This window comes from Azospirillum sp. NS33 (assembly GCF_059703765.1).
In genome coordinates this window covers 1-19,050 of sequence record NZ_BAAKJB010000062.1, presented here as the reverse complement: position 1 = coordinate 19,050, position 19,050 = coordinate 1, and the positions used below count along the sequence as shown (strand labels likewise).

General features: G+C 73.2%; 15 protein-coding genes and 1 tRNA gene. 7 read left to right on the top strand and 9 right to left on the bottom strand.

Features of this window, described 5'->3' with window-relative positions; all coding sequences use genetic code 11:
* Window positions 1–589, top strand: a 589-nt coding sequence (locus AC6H2I_RS30050) for a class I SAM-dependent methyltransferase (protein WP_497504471.1), incomplete at its 5' end; no start/stop codon positions are given.
* A 130-nt stretch (window positions 590–719) separates the two neighbouring features.
* Here the strand turns inward: AC6H2I_RS30050 and AC6H2I_RS30045 are convergent.
* A tRNA-Thr gene (locus AC6H2I_RS30045) sits at window positions 720–794 on the bottom strand.
* Between the two features lie 196 nt (window positions 795–990).
* On the opposite strand from AC6H2I_RS30045, the gene AC6H2I_RS30040 reads away from it, so the two are divergent.
* A complete protein-coding gene (locus AC6H2I_RS30040) occupies window positions 991–2,157 on the top strand; it encodes an ABC transporter substrate-binding protein (protein WP_497504470.1) in 1,167 nt (388 codons plus the stop codon).
* Window positions 2,158–2,213: 56 nt separating this feature from the next.
* On the top strand, window positions 2,214–4,817 hold the full coding sequence (locus AC6H2I_RS30035) for a methyl-accepting chemotaxis protein (RefSeq protein WP_497504469.1): 2,604 nt from the start codon (window positions 2,214–2,216) through the stop codon (window positions 4,815–4,817).
* A 31-nt stretch (window positions 4,818–4,848) separates the two neighbouring features.
* On the opposite strand, the gene AC6H2I_RS30030 is transcribed toward AC6H2I_RS30035, so the two are convergent.
* The 5 genes from AC6H2I_RS30030 to AC6H2I_RS30010 all read right to left on the bottom strand — a co-directional run bounded on the left by AC6H2I_RS30030 (window position 4,849) and on the right by AC6H2I_RS30010 (window position 11,258).
* Complete coding sequence (locus AC6H2I_RS30030; RefSeq protein ID WP_497504468.1) at window positions 4,849–7,794, bottom strand: methyl-accepting chemotaxis protein; 2,946 nt, start codon at window positions 7,792–7,794, stop codon at window positions 4,849–4,851.
* Between the two features lie 141 nt (window positions 7,795–7,935).
* Complete coding sequence (locus tag AC6H2I_RS30025; protein ID WP_497504467.1) at window positions 7,936–8,307, bottom strand: response regulator; 372 nt, start codon at window positions 8,305–8,307, stop codon at window positions 7,936–7,938.
* 122 nt (window positions 8,308–8,429) lie between these two features.
* The gene (locus AC6H2I_RS30020; RefSeq protein ID WP_497504466.1) at window positions 8,430–9,077 is read right to left on the bottom strand and encodes a response regulator transcription factor; all 648 of its coding nucleotides are present in this window, start codon (window positions 9,075–9,077) and stop codon (window positions 8,430–8,432) included.
* On the bottom strand, window positions 9,070–10,893 hold the full coding sequence (locus AC6H2I_RS30015) for a PAS domain-containing sensor histidine kinase (protein ID WP_497504465.1): 1,824 nt from the start codon (window positions 10,891–10,893) through the stop codon (window positions 9,070–9,072). Before AC6H2I_RS30015 ends, AC6H2I_RS30020 begins: the two co-directional genes overlap by 8 nt.
* Before the next feature lie 113 nt (window positions 10,894–11,006).
* Entirely contained in the window at window positions 11,007–11,258 is a 252-nt protein-coding gene (locus tag AC6H2I_RS30010; RefSeq protein WP_497504464.1) for a hypothetical protein, read from the bottom strand.
* Window positions 11,259–11,366: 108 nt separating this feature from the next.
* On the opposite strand from AC6H2I_RS30010, the gene AC6H2I_RS30005 reads away from it, so the two are divergent.
* Window positions 11,367–12,275 carry a LysR family transcriptional regulator gene (locus AC6H2I_RS30005; protein ID WP_497504463.1) on the top strand — a complete coding sequence of 303 codons (909 nt, stop codon included), beginning with the start codon at window positions 11,367–11,369 and terminating at the stop codon, window positions 12,273–12,275.
* A gap of 94 nt (window positions 12,276–12,369) precedes the next feature.
* Here the strand turns inward: AC6H2I_RS30005 and AC6H2I_RS30000 are convergent, their stop codons facing one another.
* From AC6H2I_RS30000 to AC6H2I_RS29990, 3 genes are all read right to left on the bottom strand, one after another.
* A complete protein-coding gene (locus AC6H2I_RS30000) occupies window positions 12,370–12,789 on the bottom strand; it encodes a bacteriohemerythrin (RefSeq protein WP_497504462.1) in 420 nt (139 codons plus the stop codon).
* A gap of 175 nt (window positions 12,790–12,964) precedes the next feature.
* Window positions 12,965–15,658, bottom strand: a complete 2,694-nt coding sequence (ppdK, locus tag AC6H2I_RS29995; protein WP_497504461.1) for a pyruvate, phosphate dikinase — start codon at window positions 15,656–15,658, stop codon at window positions 12,965–12,967.
* Window positions 15,659–15,855: 197 nt separating this feature from the next.
* Entirely contained in the window at window positions 15,856–16,368 is a 513-nt protein-coding gene (locus AC6H2I_RS29990) for a cold-shock protein (RefSeq protein ID WP_497504460.1), read from the bottom strand.
* Between the two features lie 232 nt (window positions 16,369–16,600).
* Between AC6H2I_RS29990 and AC6H2I_RS29985 the strand changes: the two genes are divergently transcribed.
* From AC6H2I_RS29985 to AC6H2I_RS29975, 3 genes are all read left to right on the top strand, one after another.
* Window positions 16,601–18,307, top strand: coding sequence for a long-chain-fatty-acid--CoA ligase (locus AC6H2I_RS29985; protein ID WP_497504459.1), 1,707 nt, complete (start codon window positions 16,601–16,603; stop codon window positions 18,305–18,307).
* On the top strand, window positions 18,288–18,545 hold the full coding sequence (locus tag AC6H2I_RS29980; protein ID WP_497504458.1) for a 2TM domain-containing protein: 258 nt from the start codon (window positions 18,288–18,290) through the stop codon (window positions 18,543–18,545). Before AC6H2I_RS29985 ends, AC6H2I_RS29980 begins: the two co-directional genes overlap by 20 nt.
* Before the next feature lie 31 nt (window positions 18,546–18,576).
* Window positions 18,577–19,050 (top strand): adenosylcobinamide-GDP ribazoletransferase (locus AC6H2I_RS29975; RefSeq protein ID WP_497504457.1); only part of this gene is annotated, 474 nt, incomplete at its 3' end.

The window sequence follows — 19,050 nt, the reverse complement described above, 5'->3', positions numbered from 1 at the left end:
CGGTGGCCCGGCGGCGGCGCCCCCGTCCGCCGCGCCCCCGTCCGCCGCGCCGGCCGAGCGGTCCGGCGCGGTCCGCCTCAACCTCGGGTGCGGCGACAAGCTGCTGCCGGGCTACGTCAACGTCGACATCGCCCCGAGCCGGGCCGGGGTGCGGCCCGACGTGCTGTGCGACCTCCACCAGCTCACCGGCTTTGCCGACGCCAGCGTCGACGAGGTGCTGGCGGTGCACGTCATCGAGCATTTCTGGCGCTGGGAGGTCGAGGACGTGCTGCGCGAGTGGGTGCGCGTGCTGAAGCCCGGCGGCCGCATGGTGCTGGAATGCCCGAACCTGCGCACGGCGTGCGAGCTCTTCCTCCAGGACCCCGTGGCCATGGGCCAGGCCGACGGGCGGGGCCAGCGCACCATGTGGGTGTTCTACGGCGACCCCAAATGGCGCGACCCCCTGATGGTGCACCGCTGGGGCTACACGCCGGAAACCCTGGCCCAGGTCATGGCCGCCGCCGGCCTCGCCGATCTGCGCCGCGAGCCGGCCCAGTTCAAGCTGCGCGAGCCCCGCGACATGCGCGTCGTCGGCCGCAAGCCCGGCTGATCGCGGGGCGGGGCGGGGCGGGGCGCGCCCTCGCCGGCACCCGGCATGGAATGGACACGGAGCGCCGCACGCACAGGGAGCGCCACACGCAAAGGCCCCGGACCGTGCGCCGGTCCGGGGCCTTCGAAACTGGTGCCGCAGGAGGGATTCGAACTCTCGACCTACTGATTACGAATCAGTTGCTCTACCCCTGAGCTACTGCGGCGTCGGGCGCGGACCATAGCGACGATGCGGCAGCGATGCAAGCGCCATGTGCGCGGCGCGCGACCGCCGGCCGGGTCGCCGACAGCCCCCCACGAATATGGGTATTCCCGCTCGTTAAGAGTTCGTTTAATTTCTTGCACGGATGATTGACGATGCGGCGTGTTGCGGTGCCGCCGAACGACGGATGGGGGGGCGGGATGGGGCGAAAGCGGCGCGTCGCTGGGCTGGCGCTCGGCGTTCTCCTGGGGGTGGCCGGCGTGGCGCAGGCCGATCCCGGGGTGCACGCCGACCGCATCGTCTTCGGCCAGTCGGCCGCCCTGGAGGGGCCGGCGGCGGCGCTGGGGCGGAGCATGCGGGCCGGCATCCTGGCGGCCTTCGCCGAGGCCAACGCCGACGGCGGGGTGCACGGGCGCCGCCTGGAGCTGACCAGCCGCGACGACGGCTACGAGCCGGCCCGGGCGGCGGAGGAGACCCGCCGCCTGATCAACGAGGACGGGGTGTTCGCGCTGGTGGGTGCGGTCGGCGACGCCGCCGCCGGCGCGGCGCTGCCCCTGGCCGAGGCGGCCGGGGTGCCCTTCGTCGGACCGCTCGGCGGCGCGGCCGCCCTGCGCAACCCGATGCGCCACATCGCCGTCACGCTGCGGCCGTCCCTGCACCAGGAGACCGCGGCCCTGGTGGCGCACCTGACCGGGGAGCTGGGCGCCGGTCGCGTCGCCATCCTCTACCAGGACGACGCCTTCGGGCGCGCCGGGCTGGCCGGGGTGGAGGCGGCGATGGAGGCGCGCGGCCTGCCGCTGGTCGCCCGCGGCGCCTTCGCCCGCAACACCACGGCGGTGAACGCGGCGCTGCTGGCGGTCCGCAAGGCGAAGGCCGATGCGGTGGTGATGATCGGCGCGTACGAGCCCTGCGCCGCCTTCGTCGCGCTGGCCCGGCGCCTCGACCCCGTGCCGGCGTTCGCGGCGGTGTCCGCGGCGGGTCCGGCCGGCCTCGCCGCCGCCCTCGGGCCGGCCGCGGCGGGCGTGACCGTCAGCCGCGTGGTGCCGCCGCCGGGGCCCGCCGCACCGCGGCTGGTCGGCGCCCACCGCGCCGCGATGGCGGCGCTGCCGGATGAGGCGCCCGTCGACGCGGTGTCCCTGGAAGGCTACGCGGTCGGCCGGATGGTGGTGCAGGCCCTGGCGCGGCTGCCGGGGGAACCGACGCGGGAGGCCCTGCTGACGGCCCTGGTCGGCCTCACCGATCTCGGCGGCGCGGCCCTGCGGTTCGGCCCCGGCGACACCCAGGGATGGGACGACGTCTTCGTCTCGGTCCTGGGCGCGGACGGCGCCGCCGAACCGGCGGACGCCCCGGCCGGCCCCAAGGGTTGAGCCGCTCAACGACAACAGGGCCGGGAACAATCGGCCCCACTCCGGAGGAAACGGTCATGGCGGGTATCCGGTCGGGAACGGCGGGGGCCGGGGGCCTCAGCATCGGCATCAAGTTGCTGGCGGCGTTCGGGGTCAGCGCGGCGCTCACCGTGGCGGCGGCGTTCGTCGCCAACGGCTCCTACGTGCAGATCGACGCCAGCGTCGCGGCGATCACCGAGCGGGGGGCGCGTGCGCTGGCCCTGTCGCGGCAGCTGGAGATCGGCGCGGTGCGCCTGGGCGAACTGGCCCCGGCCCTGCGCACGGCGGAGACCAGCCTGGACCGCGAGGCCCTGAAGGCCCGCATCGAGGAGCAGTCGCAGACCGTCGCCATGGCGCTGGCCGGCCTGCGCGAGCTGGGCATGCCGGCGGTCGATGACGCCGCCCAGGCGGTCGAGGGCATGCGCGTCGCCCTGGCCGGGCTCGCCACCACGGTGACCGATCTGGCCAGCACCCGAGCCGACCGCGCGCGCCTGCTGGAGCTGTCCAAGGCCCACCACGCCGACGTCCTGCGGCGGTCCGCCGCGGTGGTCGAGGAGGCCGCGGCGTCCATGCACGACGGCGCCGCGACCGCCCTGCAGAACAACGACGAGGCGATCCGCACCCTGATCGACGTGCAGGTCGGCGCGGTCCAGGCCTCGCTCACCCTGTCCGCCGATGCCAACCTCGCGGTCGCGCTGCTGCTGGAGGCCGCCACGGTGCCCGACCCGGCCGCGCTGGCCCCGCTGCGCGAACGGTTCGAGGCGACCGCCCGCTGGCTGCGCCTGGGGGTGGGCGACCTGCCCTCCGGCCAGCCGGCGCAGGACGCCACGCTGATCGTGGACCTTCTGCTGGGCTACGGCGCCGGGCGCGACGACCTGTTCGCCCTGCGCGCCGAGGAGCTGGCCGGAGGCGTGCGCTCGCCCGGGCAGAGCGAGGCGCTGCGCGACCGCCGCACCGGCATCGTCAAGGACATGATCGCGGTGCGCGACGACCTGCTCACCGTGCTGTCGACGCTGGCCGACGAGTCCGCCTTCAACCTGATGATGGGCAGTGGCGACACCATCACCCGCACCGGCGAGCAGGTCGCCAGCCTCTTCAGCAACGAGGTGGAGGCGCTGCGCGCGGCGCTGGAGCTGCGCGGCGAGGCCAACCTCATGGCCGGGCTGATCGCCACGGCCGCCAACGAGTCCGCCGCCTACGAGCTGTCGCAGCAGCGGGCCTCCTTCACGTCCGCGGTCGAGGCGATGACCGCCGCCGGCGTCCGCAACACCGGCTCGGCCGCCGCCGCCGATCTGCGCACCGCGGCCGCCCGGCTCGCCGGCATCGGCCAGGGCGACGACGGGCTGTTCGCCCGGCGCGGCGCGGAGCTGGGCCACATCGCGGCCGCCCAGGGGCTCGACGAGACCATCCGCGCCGGCACGCTGGTGCTGTCGGAGCACGTGGCCGCCATCGCCGCCGCCGCCGAGGCCGCCATGGAGCAGGCCTCGCACCAGGCGCGCGCGGCCACCGCCCTGGCCCGCACCGTGATGATCGTCCTCGGGGTGGCGGGCATCGCGGCGGTGCTTCTGGTGGGCTGGTTCATCGTGCGCAACGGCATCGTGCTGCGCCTGGGCCGGCTGACCGACGCCATGGCCCGGATCAGCGAGGGCGATCTGGCGGCGCCGGTGCCGTCCGGCGGACGCGACGAGATCGCCCGCATGGCCTTGTCCCTGGCCGTCTTCCGCGACAACGCCCGGGCCCTGGAGGAGGAGCGCCGGCGCACCGAGGAGGAGCGCGAACGGGCCGCCCGCGACCGGCGCCGGGCGATGCTGGAGATGGCCGACGGCTTCGAGGAGACCGTGCGCAGCCTGCTGGAGCGGGTGTCCCACGCCGCGGGCGAGATGCAGGACGTCGCCGCGCGCATGACCCGCACGGCGGAGCAGACCTCGGGCGAGGCGGCGACCGCCGCCGCCACGTCGGAGCAGGCGGCGGGCAGCGTCGAGGCGGTGGCGGCGGCCACCGAGGAGCTGTCGGCCTCGATCCACGAGATCGGCAGCCAGGTGCAGGCCTCCAGCCGCATCGCCCGGCAGGCGGCCGACGAGGCCGAGCGAACGGACCACACGGTGGAGGGGCTGGCGACCGCCGCCGGCCGCATCGGCGACGTGGTGGACCTGATCTCCGACATCGCCAGCCAGACCAACCTGCTGGCGCTGAACGCCACGATCGAGGCGGCGCGCGCCGGGGAGGCCGGCAAGGGCTTCGCGGTGGTCGCCCAGGAGGTCAAGAGCCTGGCCAACCAGACCGCCAGGGCGACCGAGGAGATCAGCCAGCAGATCGCCGGGATGCAGGCGGTCACCCAGGATTCGGTGACCGCCATCCGGGCCATCGCCGGCACCATCCGCTCGATCAACGAGATCGCCACCACCATCGCCGCCGCGGTCGAGCAGCAGAGCGCCGCCACCCGCGAGATCGCCCGCAACGTGAGCGAGGCGGCCGACGGCACGCGGCACGTCCGCACCAGCATCGACACCGTGGCCCGCGCCGCCGCCGACGCCGGCCACTCGGCGCGCAGCGTGCTCGACGCCTCCGCCACGGTGGCCGACCAGGTGAAGGCCCTGGACGGCCAGGTCGACCGCTTCGTCAAGGAGATGCGGACCGGCTGACGCCGGCCGGCGGCCGCCCTCCGGCCGCGGCTCAGGCGCGGAAGGCGAGGCGCAGCGCGCCCCAGTGACGGCCATTGACGGTCACCGGCGCGTCGACCTCCTTCAGGCGGACGACCCGGCCGCCGCCCATGTCGCGGCGATAGGCCTGCAGGAGGAACGGCCGGGTGTTGCGGGCGGCGGCCAGCCCGGCCCGGTCGGCGAAGACGCGGCGGTTCCGGCAGTTCGCGGCGTTCCACGCGGCGTCGCCGGGCTTCTGGGGCTGCGCGTACTTGGCGTTGTGGGTCGGCAGGTAGCCGATCGCGTTGACGGTGGCGCAGAACTCGATCCGGGCGTCGAGCCCCAGCAGCGGCTCCTGGATCGCCGGCAGCAGCCGGTCGGTCACGGCGGTGAAGGGGGCGAGGTATTGCTCCGGGTCGCTGCCGGCGACCGGCGTCAGCGCCGTCGAGAACAGGTCCTCCTCGGCGATCTCCCGCCGGGCGAGGCTCTGCGACAGGGCCTCCGACACCTTGGCGGCCGCCGCCTGGGCGGCGTCGATGAAGCGCGAGTCGGCCGCGATCATGGCCTGATAGTACCGCTCGAGCTTGACCATCTGCGCCGCCCCCGCGTCGCCCAGCGCGACGTGGAGGCCGAGGTCGCTGGTGCCGGCGACCAAGCCGGGCAGCGTGCCCACCTCGGGGAGGGTCAGCTCGATGCGGTCGCCCTCGCGCAGGCTCGGCAGCCCGGTGGAGTCGATCAGGAACCCTTCCAGCGAGAGGTCCAGAAGGGTCGTCCGGGTCGAACGGCCGGCGGCCGAGAGGCCGACCGGGACGTCGCAGGGGATGCGGTCGGTCACCCGGCGGTCGCCCGCCACCGACTGGCGCAGCGCGACGATCAGGCGCCGCTTCAGGTCCGACACCACCCGCTGGGTCTCGGCGACGCGGGTGCTCACGTCCTCGGCGACGGCGGTGATGGCGGTGGACTGGTCGCGGATGCGCATGACGCTGCCCGACACCTGGGTGGCGCCCTCGGCGGAGTCGGCGGCGCTGCGGCCGATCTCGGCGTTGGCTGCGGTCTGCTGCTCGACCGCGGCGGCGGTGGCCGCGGCGGCCTCGTCGATCTCCTCGATGACGCCGATCACCGTGCGGATGGACGACACGCTGGTGGCCACGGTGGTCCGCAGTCCGGCGATCTGGGCGGCGATCTCCTCGGTCGCCTTGGCCGTCTGTCCGGCCAGGTTCTTGACCTCGGTGGCGACCACGGCGAAGCCCTTGCCGGCCTCGCCGGCGCGCGCCGCCTCGATGGTGGCGTTCAGCGCCAGCAGGTTGGTCTGGCCGGCGATGGAGGCGATCAGGGTGGCCACGTGGCTGATGTCGGCGGTCGCCGTCTCCATGCGCTCGATGGCGACCGCGGCGTCGCGGGCGCCGGACACGGCGCGCCGGGCGACCGTGCTGGACCGGGCGGCCTGACGGGCGATCTCGCCCCCGGCGGCGCTCAGCTCCTCGGTCGCGGCGGCCACGCTGGCGGCGTTCGAGCTGGCCTGCTCGGCCGAGGAGGAGACCACCAGCGTGCTGTCACGAACCACCGTCAGCGAGTCCATGAGGTGGGTGATGCCGGCGCCCACGCGCTGGCTGGACCGATCGACGTCGATCCAGGTCAGGTCGAGGTCGTCCTCCACCGCCCGGCAGGTGTCGAGCAGGGCTTTGCGCATCTCCTCCTTCTTGCGCGCCTCGGTCTCGCGCGTCTCCAGGATGTTGTAGGCCAGGCGCGCGCGCAGGGCGCGGAGCTGGGCGTAGGTGCGGCGGAACTCGGCGGTGGCCGGGACCTCGATGCTCCGGCTGAAGGCGCTGCGCGCGACGGAGTCGAAATGCACCTCCAGCCGGCTCAGCGGACGCCGCACCGAGCGGATCAGGACCACGGCGAAGGCGATGGTGATGGCGACGCTGACGGCGATCAGCACCACCGTCCCCCAGGCCAGGACCACGAAATGCGCTTCGGCGTTCTCGGCGACCGTTTCGGAGGTGGTGAGCTGGTGGTCCACCAGGGCGCTGATGCGGTCGGTCAGCGGGTCGATGGTCTGGTAGAGCCGGTCGCGCACCAGGGCGTCGAGGCCGGCGGAGTCGCGGGCGGCGAACAGCGCCGCGAGGTCGCCGACGAGGGTGTCGGCCGGCGCCTTCAGGCGCGTGACCTCGGCCACCAGGGCGGCCTCCGCGCCGACAAAGGAGCCGGCGGCGAAGCGGGTCCACTGGGCGGTGATGGCGCGGTTGGCGTTCTCCACCGCGGCGGTTCCGTCCGCCCAGTCGAAATTGCCGTTGCGCACCTTGTGCGAGGCGTCGACGACGAAGACGGCGTAGGCGTCGGAGATGATCTTCAGGTCGCGCAGCGGCGCCACCCGCTCGTCCTTGACCTGGCGCAGGCTGGCGGCGGTGTCCTTCATGCCCTGGAGGTCCACGGCGCCGACCAGGATCATCATGGCGATGACGGCGGCGAACGCCAGAACCAGGCGTCCCGAGACGCTGCGCGCGAGGGTGGCCAGGCGGTTGCCAAGGCCGGTGCGCACGACCGCACCGTCGCGCAGCGACAGTCCCGCCGCGCCGTCGCGCAGCGCGGCGTAGGCGCGCTCCGCGTCCGCGATCTCGGCGCGGGAGGGCTTGGTGCGGATGGAGATGAAGCCGGCAACGGCGCCGCCCTCCTCGACCGGGGTGACGTTGGCGCGCACCCAGTAGTGGTCGCCGTTCTTGCACCGGTTCTTGACCAGACCCTCCCACGGGCGGCCGTCCTTGACGGTCTCCCACAGGTCGGCGAAGGCCGCCTTCGGCATGTCGGGATGGCGCACGATGTTGTGCGGCGACCCGAGCAGCTCCTCTTCGGTGAACCCGCTGATGGCCACGAAGGCCGCGTTGGCGAAGACGATCCGCCCGTCGGCGTCGGTCCGCGACACCAGCAGCGAATCCTCCGCCAGCTCGACTTCCCGTCGGGTGATCGGGCCGTTGTCCCGCATCGTCCGTTTCTTCCTTCCCAGAGGATGAACGCCAGGGCGCGGACATCCGGCGGAGCCCCCGCCGGCGGGCGTGGCGCGCCGGCACACTGAAGCAGAATCGCCGCCGGGGGCGTATTCGTATCTCTGCGTAGGTAGGACTACCTACTCCGGCCCGGGCGTGGCGGTGCCGGCCACCAGGGCCAGCAGCGTGCCGGGGGCGAGGGGCTTCTCCAGCGCCCGCGTCGCGCCGGCGGCCATTGCCTCGGCGGCCAGGGCGGCCGTCAGGCGGGCCGACACCAGGACGGCGGGGGGCAGGGGAGCGCCGCCGCCGGCGAGGCGGTGCAGCAGGTCCATGCCGGTCATGCCGTCGAGATGCTGGTCGACGAGCAGGAAGGTGCAGGCGCCGCTGCCGCCATCGGCGGCAAGGAACGCTTCGGCCGAGGCGTAGGCGCGTGTCCGGTATCCGTTGGAGGCGAGGAGAAGCTGCAGGGACTCGCGCAACCCATCGTCGTCCTCGACGATCACCACCGTCATCGCGCGCTCCGTGATCAGCCGCGGCCTCCGACAGCCGCGGACCCGTCCGGCATCCCGTGCCGCGGACACCCTAGGCGGACACCTTAGAATGCCGCGCCGCCCCGTTCATTGCGTAGACATACCTAACGGCGGGACCCCGTCACGCCGGCCGCCAGCGCCATCCGCACCAGATTGGGCAGGCCGGTGACCCGGAGCTTGTCGCCGATCCGCACGCGGTGGGCATCGACGGTGCGGGGACTGATGCCGAGCTGGAAGGCGATGACCTTGGTGGGATGCCCGGCCACCACCCCGTCGAGCACCTGGCGCTCGCGCTCGGTCAGGCTGGCCAGGCGCTCCCGGAACCCGGCCAGCTCCGGGTCCTCCGGCGGCGCCGTCGCGCGGGCGAGGGCGGCGTCCACGGCGGCGCAGAGGGTGTCGAGGTCGAACGGCTTCTCGATGAAGTCCACCGCGCCCGCCTTCATCGCCCGCACCGCGGTGGGCACGTCGGCCCGTCCCGTCATCACCACCACCGGGATGGTCAGGCCGCGCGCCCCGAGAAGGCGCTGGACGGCGTGCCCGTCGAGGCCGGGCATCGCGACGTCGACCAGGGCGCACCCTGCCGGAGCGCCCTCCAGGGCCGCGACGAAGCTCCGGCCGTCGGCGTGGGCGAGCACATGGTAGCCGCTGGTTTCCAGCATCAGCGCCAGCGACTCGCGGAATGGTGCGTCGTCGTCGACCACGTGGACCGGCCCGCGGCCGGCCGGGCGGGGCGCGGGGAGGCGTTCAGCCATGAGCGGCACCCATGGCGAGAGGCACCCTCAGGCGGAACACCGCGCCACCCTCCGCCGGCGCCTCGGCCCACAGCCGCCCGCCATGGGCCTCGACGATCGACCGGGATGTGGAGAGGCCGAGGCCGGTGCCGTCCGGCTTGGTGGTGGTGAAGGCGGTGAACAGGCGCGGCAGGAGGTCGGCGGCGATGCCGGGGCCGGTGTCGGCCACGGCGATCTCCGCCATGCCGGCCTCCGGCACGGCCGTCGCCACGATGCGGATCTCCTTGCGCGCCGCGCCGGCCATGGCCTCCGCGGCGTTGCGGACCAGGTTCACGATCACCTGCTGGAACGGCACCCGGTCGACGAGAACGGTCTGCGCCTCCTCGGCCAGGGCGTAGGCGACGGTGACACCGTCGCCGCGATCGCCCAGCAAGGCCAGCGACGCGGCGTCGCTCAGCAGGGCCGGCAAGGATTCGGGGCGCGGCTCGAGGGCGCGGTCGGCGGCGAAGGACCGCACCTTGCGCACGGTGTCCGTGGCGCGGGTCACCTCGCCGTGAACCCGCGCCAGGACCTCGGCGAGCGGCCCCGCGCCGGCCATGGCGCGCGCGACCTCCAGGAAGTTGGCGGCGGCGCCCAGCGGCTGGTTGACCTCGTGGGCGATGGTCGAGGCGACCTCGCCGATCAGGCTGAGGCGCGACGCGTGCAGCATCTCGGCCCGCGCCCGCCGTTGCGCCGCGTCGGCCAGGCGCCGCTCGGTGACGTCGCGGACGACGCCGACCACCCGGTCGCTGACTCCGCCGAGCGCCGGCACCGGGAAGGTTCGCCAGCAGGCGTGCAGCCAGCGGGTCTCGCCATCAGGGCGGAGGATGCGGTGCTCCAGGTCGACCGTCGCCGTGTTGCCGGGAGTCAGGAGGTCGGCGATGGCCGCGGCGACGCGCGGCCGGTCGTCGCCATGGACCAGGGCGAGCCACCGCTGGAGCGTCACCGGCTCGTCCGGCGCGAGGCCGACGATGTGGCGCAGCTCGGCCGACCAGAGGTGGCGGTCTTCCGCCGCCCGCCACTCGAAGGTCCCGAAGCCGGCCACCTGGGCGCCGAGGCGCAGACGCTCCTCGCTGTCACGCAGCGCCTGGTCGGCGCGGCGCCGCTCGTGGACGTCGGTGCAGATGCCGAGCCACCGCAGGATGCGCCCGTCGGCGTCGCGCTGCGGCACGCCGCGGACGAGGAACCACCGCCACGCGCCGTCGTGGCGCCGGAAGCGGTACTCGATCTCGTAGTCCGTGCCGGAGCGGACCGCTTGGGCCCACGCGGCGGCGGTGCGCACCCGGTCGTCGGGGTGCAGCACCGACAGCCAGCCGGCACCCATCATGTCGGCGGTGGAGCGGCCGGTGAACCGCCCGAACTGCGGGTTGAGATAGGTGGTGTGGCCGCTCGGGTCGGTGATGAACAGGATGGCCGGCATGGCCTCGGCCAACGCCCGGAAACGCTCCTCGCTGTCCGCCGTGGCGCGCGTCTGGGCGTCGAGATCGGCGGCCAGCGCGTCGAGGGAGGCGGCGAGGCGGCGGACCTCCGCCACCCCCCCGCCGACCGCCCCCCCGCCGACCGCCCCTCCACCGGCTCGCCGGCCCTCGCGCAGGCGGTCGGCGGCGAGGGTGAGGGCGCCCAGCGGCCGTGCGATCCGATCCGCGGCGATCCAGCCGAGGCCGCTGACAGCGGCCGCCAGCAGGGCGGCCGACAGCACCATGGTGCGCCACGGCGCCCCGGCCTCCGCCTCGGCCCCGACCAGCGCGCCGCCGATCAGGGCGGCGCCGAACGCCAGCGCCGCCACGGTCGTGGTCACGGTCGTCCTCAGGCTCGGTGCGCGCATCGTCGTCCGGGGGGTGGAAGGGGCGGGGCAGTGTTCGCTCTGACCGGCCGATATTCAACCACGGATGCGGGGCGCGCGCCGTTTGTTCAGATGTGTCGCGACGACCCGGCGACGCCGCGTGTCCGCACCGCGCACGCCGCAATTCCATTGCCGGTCATCCGTCCTGAACGTGACCGCCCGCCCTGCGCCATCCGGGCCATCCGGGCCATCCGCGCGAGGCCGCCGGCCAGCGAGGCCGCAGCCCGCGCCAGGAGCCGGCCGAGTCCGGCGTTGCGGTGGGCGCGCGCCGCGCGCTCCAGGTCGGGGCTCGCCAGGGGAAGCAGCCGCACCGTGTCCATCGTCGTCCCTCCATTGCTCGACAGGACGACGTTAATTTATGCCGCGCCTTCCGATAAGCATCGTTATGATCCGTACATCTGTGACCGTTTGGATCAGATGAGGGGGCGATGGACCGGGCCGACACGATGGCGGTGTTCGTGCGCGTGGTGGACGACGGCGACTTCTCCGCCGCGGCCCGGCGCCTCGGGTTGACGCCCTCCGCCGTGAGCAAGATCGTGGCGCGGCTGGAGGACCGGCTGGGCGTGCGCCTGCTGCAGCGCTCGACGCGCCGCCTCGGCCTCACCGAGGAGGGGCGGACCTATGCGGAGCGGGCGCGGCGTATCCTCGCCGACCTCGACGACGCCGACCGGGCGGTGCAGCCCTCGGCGCAGCCGCGCGGGCGGCTGCGGGTGCACCTGCCCCTGGCCTTCGGCCACCGCGTGGTGGTGCCGTTGATCCCCGGCTTCGTGGCCCGTCATCCCGAGGTCGAGTTGGAGCTGACCTTCTCCGACGCCGTCGCCGACCTGCTGGAGGAAGGGGCGGACGTCGCGATCCGGGTGGCGGATCTCGGCGACAGCCGGCTGGTGGCGCGCCGCCTCGCGACCAACCGGAGGATCGTGTGCGCGGCGCCGTCCTACCTCGCGCGGAACGGCGTGCCGCAGACGCCGGCCGACCTGCCCGACCACTGCTGCCTCAGCCTGGCGCCGCAGAACGGGATCAACGCCTGGGAGTTCGACGGTCCGCGTGGCCGCTACACCGTCCGCGTGCGCGGCGCGGTCGAAGCGAACACCACCGAGGCGCTGCACCGCTTCGCGCTGGCGGGCATGGGCCTGGCCCGCCTCGCGGAATTCATCGTCGGGGCGGACCTGCGGGCGGGGCGGCTGGTTCCCGTCCTCACCGACCACAACCACGCCGACAGCCCGCCGATCTGCGCCGTCTATCCCCACCGCCGGCACCTTCCGGCGCGGGTCCGCGTCTTTGTCGACTACATGGCCGAGGCGTTCGCCGTGCCCTCCTGGCCCTCCGCCTCGCCCTGACCGCCCCGCCCTGACCGCCCCGCCCTGACCGCCCCGCCATGACCGCCCCACCTTGACCGCCCCACCTTGGCCGGTTGGTCCCGCCGGTGCCGGGTCACCGGCCGGCGGGGTGCCCGGCGAGGTGGGCGCCGAAGCGGTGATCGTCCTCGCGGATGTGCTCGACCAGCCAGCGGCCGACGAAATCGACGGCGTGGGCGGCCGCCCATCCCTCGGGCTGGGCGTCCTGCAGGGCCACGAAGCTGTTGATCTGCTTCAGCAGCAGGGCGTGCGCCTCTTGGTGCGCCGCAGTCTCGGGATAGTGGCTCTCGTGCATCAGCCGCTCCTCCTCGTCGAAGTGGCGGCAGACGTCGGCGATCAGGGTGTCGAGCAGGCCCCGCACGGTCGCCCGGTCGTGGCCGGCCGCGGGATCGGCCAGACGTCCGAACTGGGCGACCAGGGCCACGTGGTCCCGGTCGAGCGCCTCGATCCCGGTGGCGAGATCGTCGCTCCATGCGATGGTGGTGCGTGTGGTCATGGATGGTCGCCCCCCAGCAGCCTCCAGAACGCTTACCATACTACCACGATGCGCCGGCGGGGTGGGGCACGACCGGCGGTCGGCGTCGGCGGCGTGACGAAAAATCCCCCGAACGGAAAAACCCCTCCGGAGCGGGCTCCGGAGGGGTGGGATGCGTCGGCCTTCCGTGCCGCCGTCAGTCGCGCTGGACCGTCTCGGCGTTGAGCGCCGCCTGGGCGGCGGCCAGGCGGGCGATCGGCACGCGGTAGGGCGAGCAGGACACGTAGTCCAGGCCCACCGCCTCGCAAAAGGCGATGGAGGCGGGATCGCCGCCGTGCTCGCCGCAGATGCCCATCTTCAGGCCGGGGCGGACCTTGCGGCCGCGTTCCGCGCCGATGCGCACCAGTTCGCCGACACCCTCGGCGTCGAGGGTGGCGAACGGGTCGTGCTCGAGGATGCCGGCGCGTTCGTAGTCCGGCAGGAAGCTGCCGGCGTCGTCACGGCTGATGCCGAAGGTGGTCTGCGTCAGGTCGTTGGTGCCGAAGCTGAAGAACTCCGCCGTCTCGGCGATCTCGCCGGCGCGCAGCGCCGCCCGCGGCAGCTCGATCATCGTGCCGACGTGGTAGGTGAAGTCCTGCCCGGTCGCCGCCTTGACCTGTTCGGCCGCCTTGTCGACCACCGCCTTCAGGATGTCCAGCTCCTTGCGGGTGCTGATCAGCGGGATCATGACCTCGGGGATGACGGTCTGTCCGGTCGTCTTCTCCACCTCGGCGACGGCGGTGAAGATGGCGCGCGCCTGCATCTCGTAGATCTCCGGGAAGGTGATCCCGAGGCGGCAGCCGCGGTGGCCCAGCATGGGGTTGGCCTCGTGGAGCTGGGCGGCGCGGTGGTGCACCCGCAGCGGGTCGGTGCCGGCCGCCCGGGCCACCTCCTCCATCTCCTCGTCGGTGTTGGGCAGGAACTCGTGCAGCGGCGGGTCGAGCAGGCGGATGGTGACCGGCAGGCCGGCCATGATCTCGAACAGCTCGACGAAGTCCTGCTTCTGGAAGGGCTCCAGCTTGGCCAGCGCCTTGCGGCGGCCCTCCTCGGTCTCGGCGATGATCATCTCGCGCACCGCCAGGATGCGATCGGGATCGAAGAACATGTGCTCGGTGCGCGACAGGCCGATGCCCTCGGCGCCGAACTTGCGCGCGGTGCGGGCGTCCAGCGGCGTCTCGGCGTTGGCCCGCACGCCCATCCGGCGCAGCTGGTCGGCCCAGCCCATCAGGGCGGCGAAGTCGCCCGACAGTTCGGGCTGGATGGTCGGCACCTCGCCCAGCATGACCTCGCCGGTCGAGCCGTCGATGGTGATGGTGTCGCCCTCCTTCACCGTGACGTTGCGCACCGACATGGTCTTGGTCTTGTAGTCCACCCGCAGTTCGCCGGCCCCGGCGACGCAGGCCCGGCCCATGCCGCGGGCGACCACGGCGGCGTGGCTGGTCATGCCGCCGCGGGTCGTCAGGATGCCGCGGGCGGCGTGCATGCCGTGGATGTCCTCGGGGCTCGTCTCGATGCGGCAGAGGATGACGGCGTCGCCGAGGCCGGCCTGGGCCTCGGCCTCATCGGCGGTGAACACGACCTTGCCCGACGCCGCGCCGGGCGACGCCGGCAGCCCCTTGGCGACGACCGTGCGCGCCGCCTTGGGGTCGAGGGTGGGGTGGAGGAGCTGGTCCAGCGACGCCGGATCGATCCGCTTCACCGCCTCGGCCTTGTCGATCACGCCCTCCTGGCAGAGGTCCACGGCGATCTTCAGGGCCGCCGCCGCGGTGCGCTTGCCGGTGCGGGTCTGCAGCATGTACAGGGTGCCCTGCTGCACCGTGAACTCGACGTCCTGCATGTCGCGGTAATGCGTCTCCAGCGTCTGGCGGACGCCGTCGAGCTGCCGGAACACCTCCGGCATGACCTCCTCCATGGACGGCAGGTCGGACTTGTTGGTCTCCTTGCCGGCGATGGTCAGGTGCTGCGGCGTGCGGATGCCGGCCACCACGTCCTCGCCCTGGGCGTTCACCAGGTACTCGCCGTAGAACAGGTTCTCGCCGGTCGACGGGTTGCGGGTGAAGGCGACGCCGGTGGCGCAGTCGTTCCCCATGTTGCCGAACACCATGCACTGCACGTTGACCGCGGTGCCCCAGTCGGCCGGGATGTCGTGCAGCTTGCGGTAGGTGATGGCGCGGGCGTTCATCCACGACCCGAACACCGCGCCGATGGCGCCCCACAGCTGCTCCTGGACGTCCTGCGGGAAGGGGTGCCCCAGCTCGCGCTCGACCATCGCCTTGTAGTCGGCGATGACGGCCTGCCAGTCCCCGGCCACCAGGTCGGTGTCGAGGTGCTTGTCCTTGTCGCGCTTGTGCGATTCCAGGATGTCTTCGAAGTGGTGGTGTTCGACGCCGAGCACGACGTTGCCGTACATCTGGATGAAGCGGCGGTAGCTGTCGTAGGCGAAGCGCGGGTCCCCGGAGCGCGTCACCAGGCCCTGGACCGTGGCGTCGTTGAGCCCGAGGTTCAGCACCGTGTCCATCATCCCGGGCATCGACGCCCGGGCGCCCGAGCGCACGGACACCAGGAGCGGGTTGGCCGGATCACCGAACCTGGCCTCCATCGCCGTCTCGAGGCGGGCCAGCGCCTGGTCGACCTGGGCGCGCAGGTCGTCCGGGTACTTGCGGCCGTTGGCGTAGAAGAAGGTGCACAGATCGGTGGTGATGGTGAAGCCCGGCGGCACCGGCAGGCCGAGATTGGCCATCTCCGCCAGATTGGCCCCCTTACCGCCCAGCAGATTCTTCATGTCCGCCCGGCCCTCGCTGGTGCCGGCGCCGAAGCTGTAGACCCACTTGTTGTCCCCCTGGCTCGCCATCGTCGAATTCCTTCGCTCGCTTTGGTCGTTATGGCCCCGCCGTGCGGGCGCTTCGGCCCGGAAACGGCGGGGAAAGCCAACTGTGGCCTTCCGGTTCTAGTCAATTGCCGCCGCGGAAGTCGAGGCAAACCGCTGCCCGGGCGGCGCATGGGCGCCTTGCCGCCGGCGCCTCGTCATTCCCGGCGTGGCCGGCGTCGTCAGAGCAGGGTGAGCCAGGTCGCCTCGCGCCCCTTGGCCGCATCCTGCACCCGCATGTGAACGCGCTGGCCCGGTTCGAGGTCCAGAAGGCGGCAGCGGCGCAGCACGCTCTTGTGGACGAACACGTCCTTGGCCGCGTCGTCGGCGGTGACGAAGCCGAACCCCTTGTCCGGCTTGAACCACTTCACCGTGCCCGACACCTCGCTCTCCGGCCCGTCCGGGGGGCGCGCTGCGGGGGCCGGCGCGGCGCCGCCGGCGTCGGTCACCTCGACCAGGCGCAGCACCTGCGGACCCTTGGGCCCGGGGCCGATCTCGCACAGCACCTCCGCCCCCTCGCCGAGGTCGTGCAGATCGGCGCGCAGGAGAACCGAGATGTGGAGGAAGGCGTCCGGAGCGCCGTCGACCGGCGCCACGAATCCGAAACCCTTGGCGACGTTGAACCACTTCACCAGGGCGCGAACCGCGACGCCGTCTTGCGGCGCCGTCGGCCTGTTCTGATCGACGTGAGACACGGTCCCGACCCCTGACCCAGGCACTGCGCGCGGCGTGGACTCCAGGAGGTGGCGGCGGGCGCGCCCGACGCCGCCCCGTGGGAATAGTAGGCACACCGCAAGCGGAGTCTCCAGCGTCTTTTTGTTGACGGACCAAGCGCTAACGGGGCCCGCGGCGGCATCCCGGCGCTTGCGGCGGCCGCCCGGACGGGCCATGTTCGGGAAAAACCGGGAACCGTTGGGACCGCGAACCATGGCCGAAGCCGCCGCCACCGTGCCGCCGTTCCCGTGGGAGCGGCGCTACCCCAGCGCCATCGACTGGCACGCGCCGCTGCCGCCGACGCCGCTCCACACGCTGCTGGACGACGCGGTGCGGCGATTCGCCGCGCGCCCCTTTCTGGAGTTCCTCGGCCGCCGCTGGACCTACGCCGAGGTGGGGGCCCTGGTCGACCGCGCCGCCCGCGGCTTCCAGGCGATGGGCGTGCGCAAGGGCGACCGGGTCGGCCTGTTCCTGCCCAACACGCCCTACTACGTCATCGCCTTCTATGGCGTGATCAAGGCGGGCGGCACGGTGGTGAACTTCAACCCGCTCTACGCCGAGCGCGAGCTGGTGCACCAGCTCGCCGACGCCGGGGTCGACATCATGGTCACCCTGGACCTGGCGGTGCTGCACGACAAGCTGATGCGCCTGCCCGAGCCGGCCGTGCCGAAGCGGATCGTCGTCTGCGCCATGGCCGGCATCCTGCCGTTTCCCAAGAGCTGGCTGTTCCCGCTGGTCAAGCGCAAGGAGCGGGCGCGGGTGCCGGACGACGCACGCCACGTGCCGTTCGCGCGCCTCGTCGCCGACGCGACGCCACCCGACCCCGTCGCCATCGACCCGGGCGAGGACGTGGCCGTGCTGCAGTACACCGGCGGCACCACCGGCGTGCCGAAGGGGGCGATGCTGACCCACGCCAACCTCCACGCCAACGCGGTGCAGAGCGGGATGTGGTTCAGCGAGGCCCGGCCGGGGGAGGAGCGCATGCTCGGCGTGCTGCCCTTCTTCCACGTCTTCGCCATGACCGTGATCATGAACCTGTCGATCCGCCTCGGCGCCGAGATCATCATGCTGCCCCGGTTCGAGCTGGACCAGGTGATGGAGACGATCCACAAGAAGAAGCCGACCCTGTTCCCCGCGGTGCCGACCATCTACACCGCGATCAACCACCACAAGCGGCTGAAGGACTACGACCTGTCGTCGATCCGCTTCTGCCTGTCGGGCGGGGCGCCTTTGCCGGTGGACGTGAAGCAGGCGTTCGAGCGCACCACCGGCTGCGTGCTGGTGGAGGGTTACGGTCTCACTGAAAGCGGGCCGGTCGCCTGCTGCAACCCCATGAACGCCGAGAACCGGGCCGGCTCGATCGGCCTGCCCCTGCCGGGAACCATCGTCGAGATCGTCAGCCTGGACGAGCCGCGCCGGGTGCTGCCGGCGGGCGAGCGCGGCGAGGTCTGCCTGCGCGGGCCGCAGGTGATGAAGGGGTACTGGAACAGGCCCGACGAGACGGCGTTGGTGCTGGTGGACGGCCGCCTCCACACCGGCGACGTGGGCATCCTCGACGAGGACGGCTACACGGTCATCGTCGACCGCATCAAGGACGTGATCCTGTGCAGCGGCTTCAACGTCTACCCGCGCAACGTGGAGGAGGCGATCCACCTCCACCCGGCGGTGGCGGAGTGCGTGGTCGCCGGGCTGCCCGACGACTACCGCGGCCAGACGGTCAAGGCCTACATCCGGGTTGCCGACGACCGCACGCTGACCCGGGAGGAACTGGTCGCCTTCCTCACGGACAAGCTGTCGCCCATCGAGATGCCCAAGATCGTCGAGTTCCGCGACAGCCTCCCCAAGACGATGATCGGCAAGCTGTCGCGCAAGGCGCTGCTGGAGGAGGAGGACGCGCGCCGTGGCCACGCCCCGTCCTGACGAGAGTGCCCCGGCTGACCCCGGTCCGGCCCCCGATCCGGCGGGCCGGCGTCGGCTGCGCGGCTTCCTCAACCACCTCATCGTCTATTTCGCGGTGATGGTTGTGGTGGTGCCGGCCAACGCCGTGCTCGACCCCGGCACCCCCTGGTTCCTGGTGCCGCTGGTCGGCTGGGGCGCGCCGCTGGCGCTTCACGCCGCCCACGCCATGGGCCTGTTCGGGCACCGCCGGGAAGGGTGACAGCGCGGCGGCGTTTCCGCTAGGAAGGGGAATGCCCGCCACCCCCCGCCGTGCCGCCCGCCTTGCCGCGCTGGGCGAGGACCTCACCTTCGCCGCCATCGTCCTGACGCGCCTGCCGCTGCGCCTGCGCCGGGATCCGGCCGCCGACGCGCTGGGCCGCGCCATGGGCTGGTTCCCGCTGGTGGGCGCCGGGGTGGGGGCGCTGGGCGGCGCCGTCTACGCCCTGGCGGCGGCGGCCGGCCTGACGCCGCCGCTGGCGGCGCTGTTGGCCGTGGGGGCGATGGTGTGGATGACCGGGGCGCTGCACGAGGACGGGCTGGCCGACGTCGCCGACGGCTTCGGCGGCGGCCGCGACCGCGACGCCAAGCTGGCCATCATGCGCGACAGCCGGATCGGAACCTATGGCGCGCTGGCCCTGGTGCTGGTGACGGGGCTGCGCGCCGCGGCGCTGGCCGCCCTGGCCGGGCCGGGCGCGGTGGCGGCGGCGCTGGTCGCCACCGGGGCG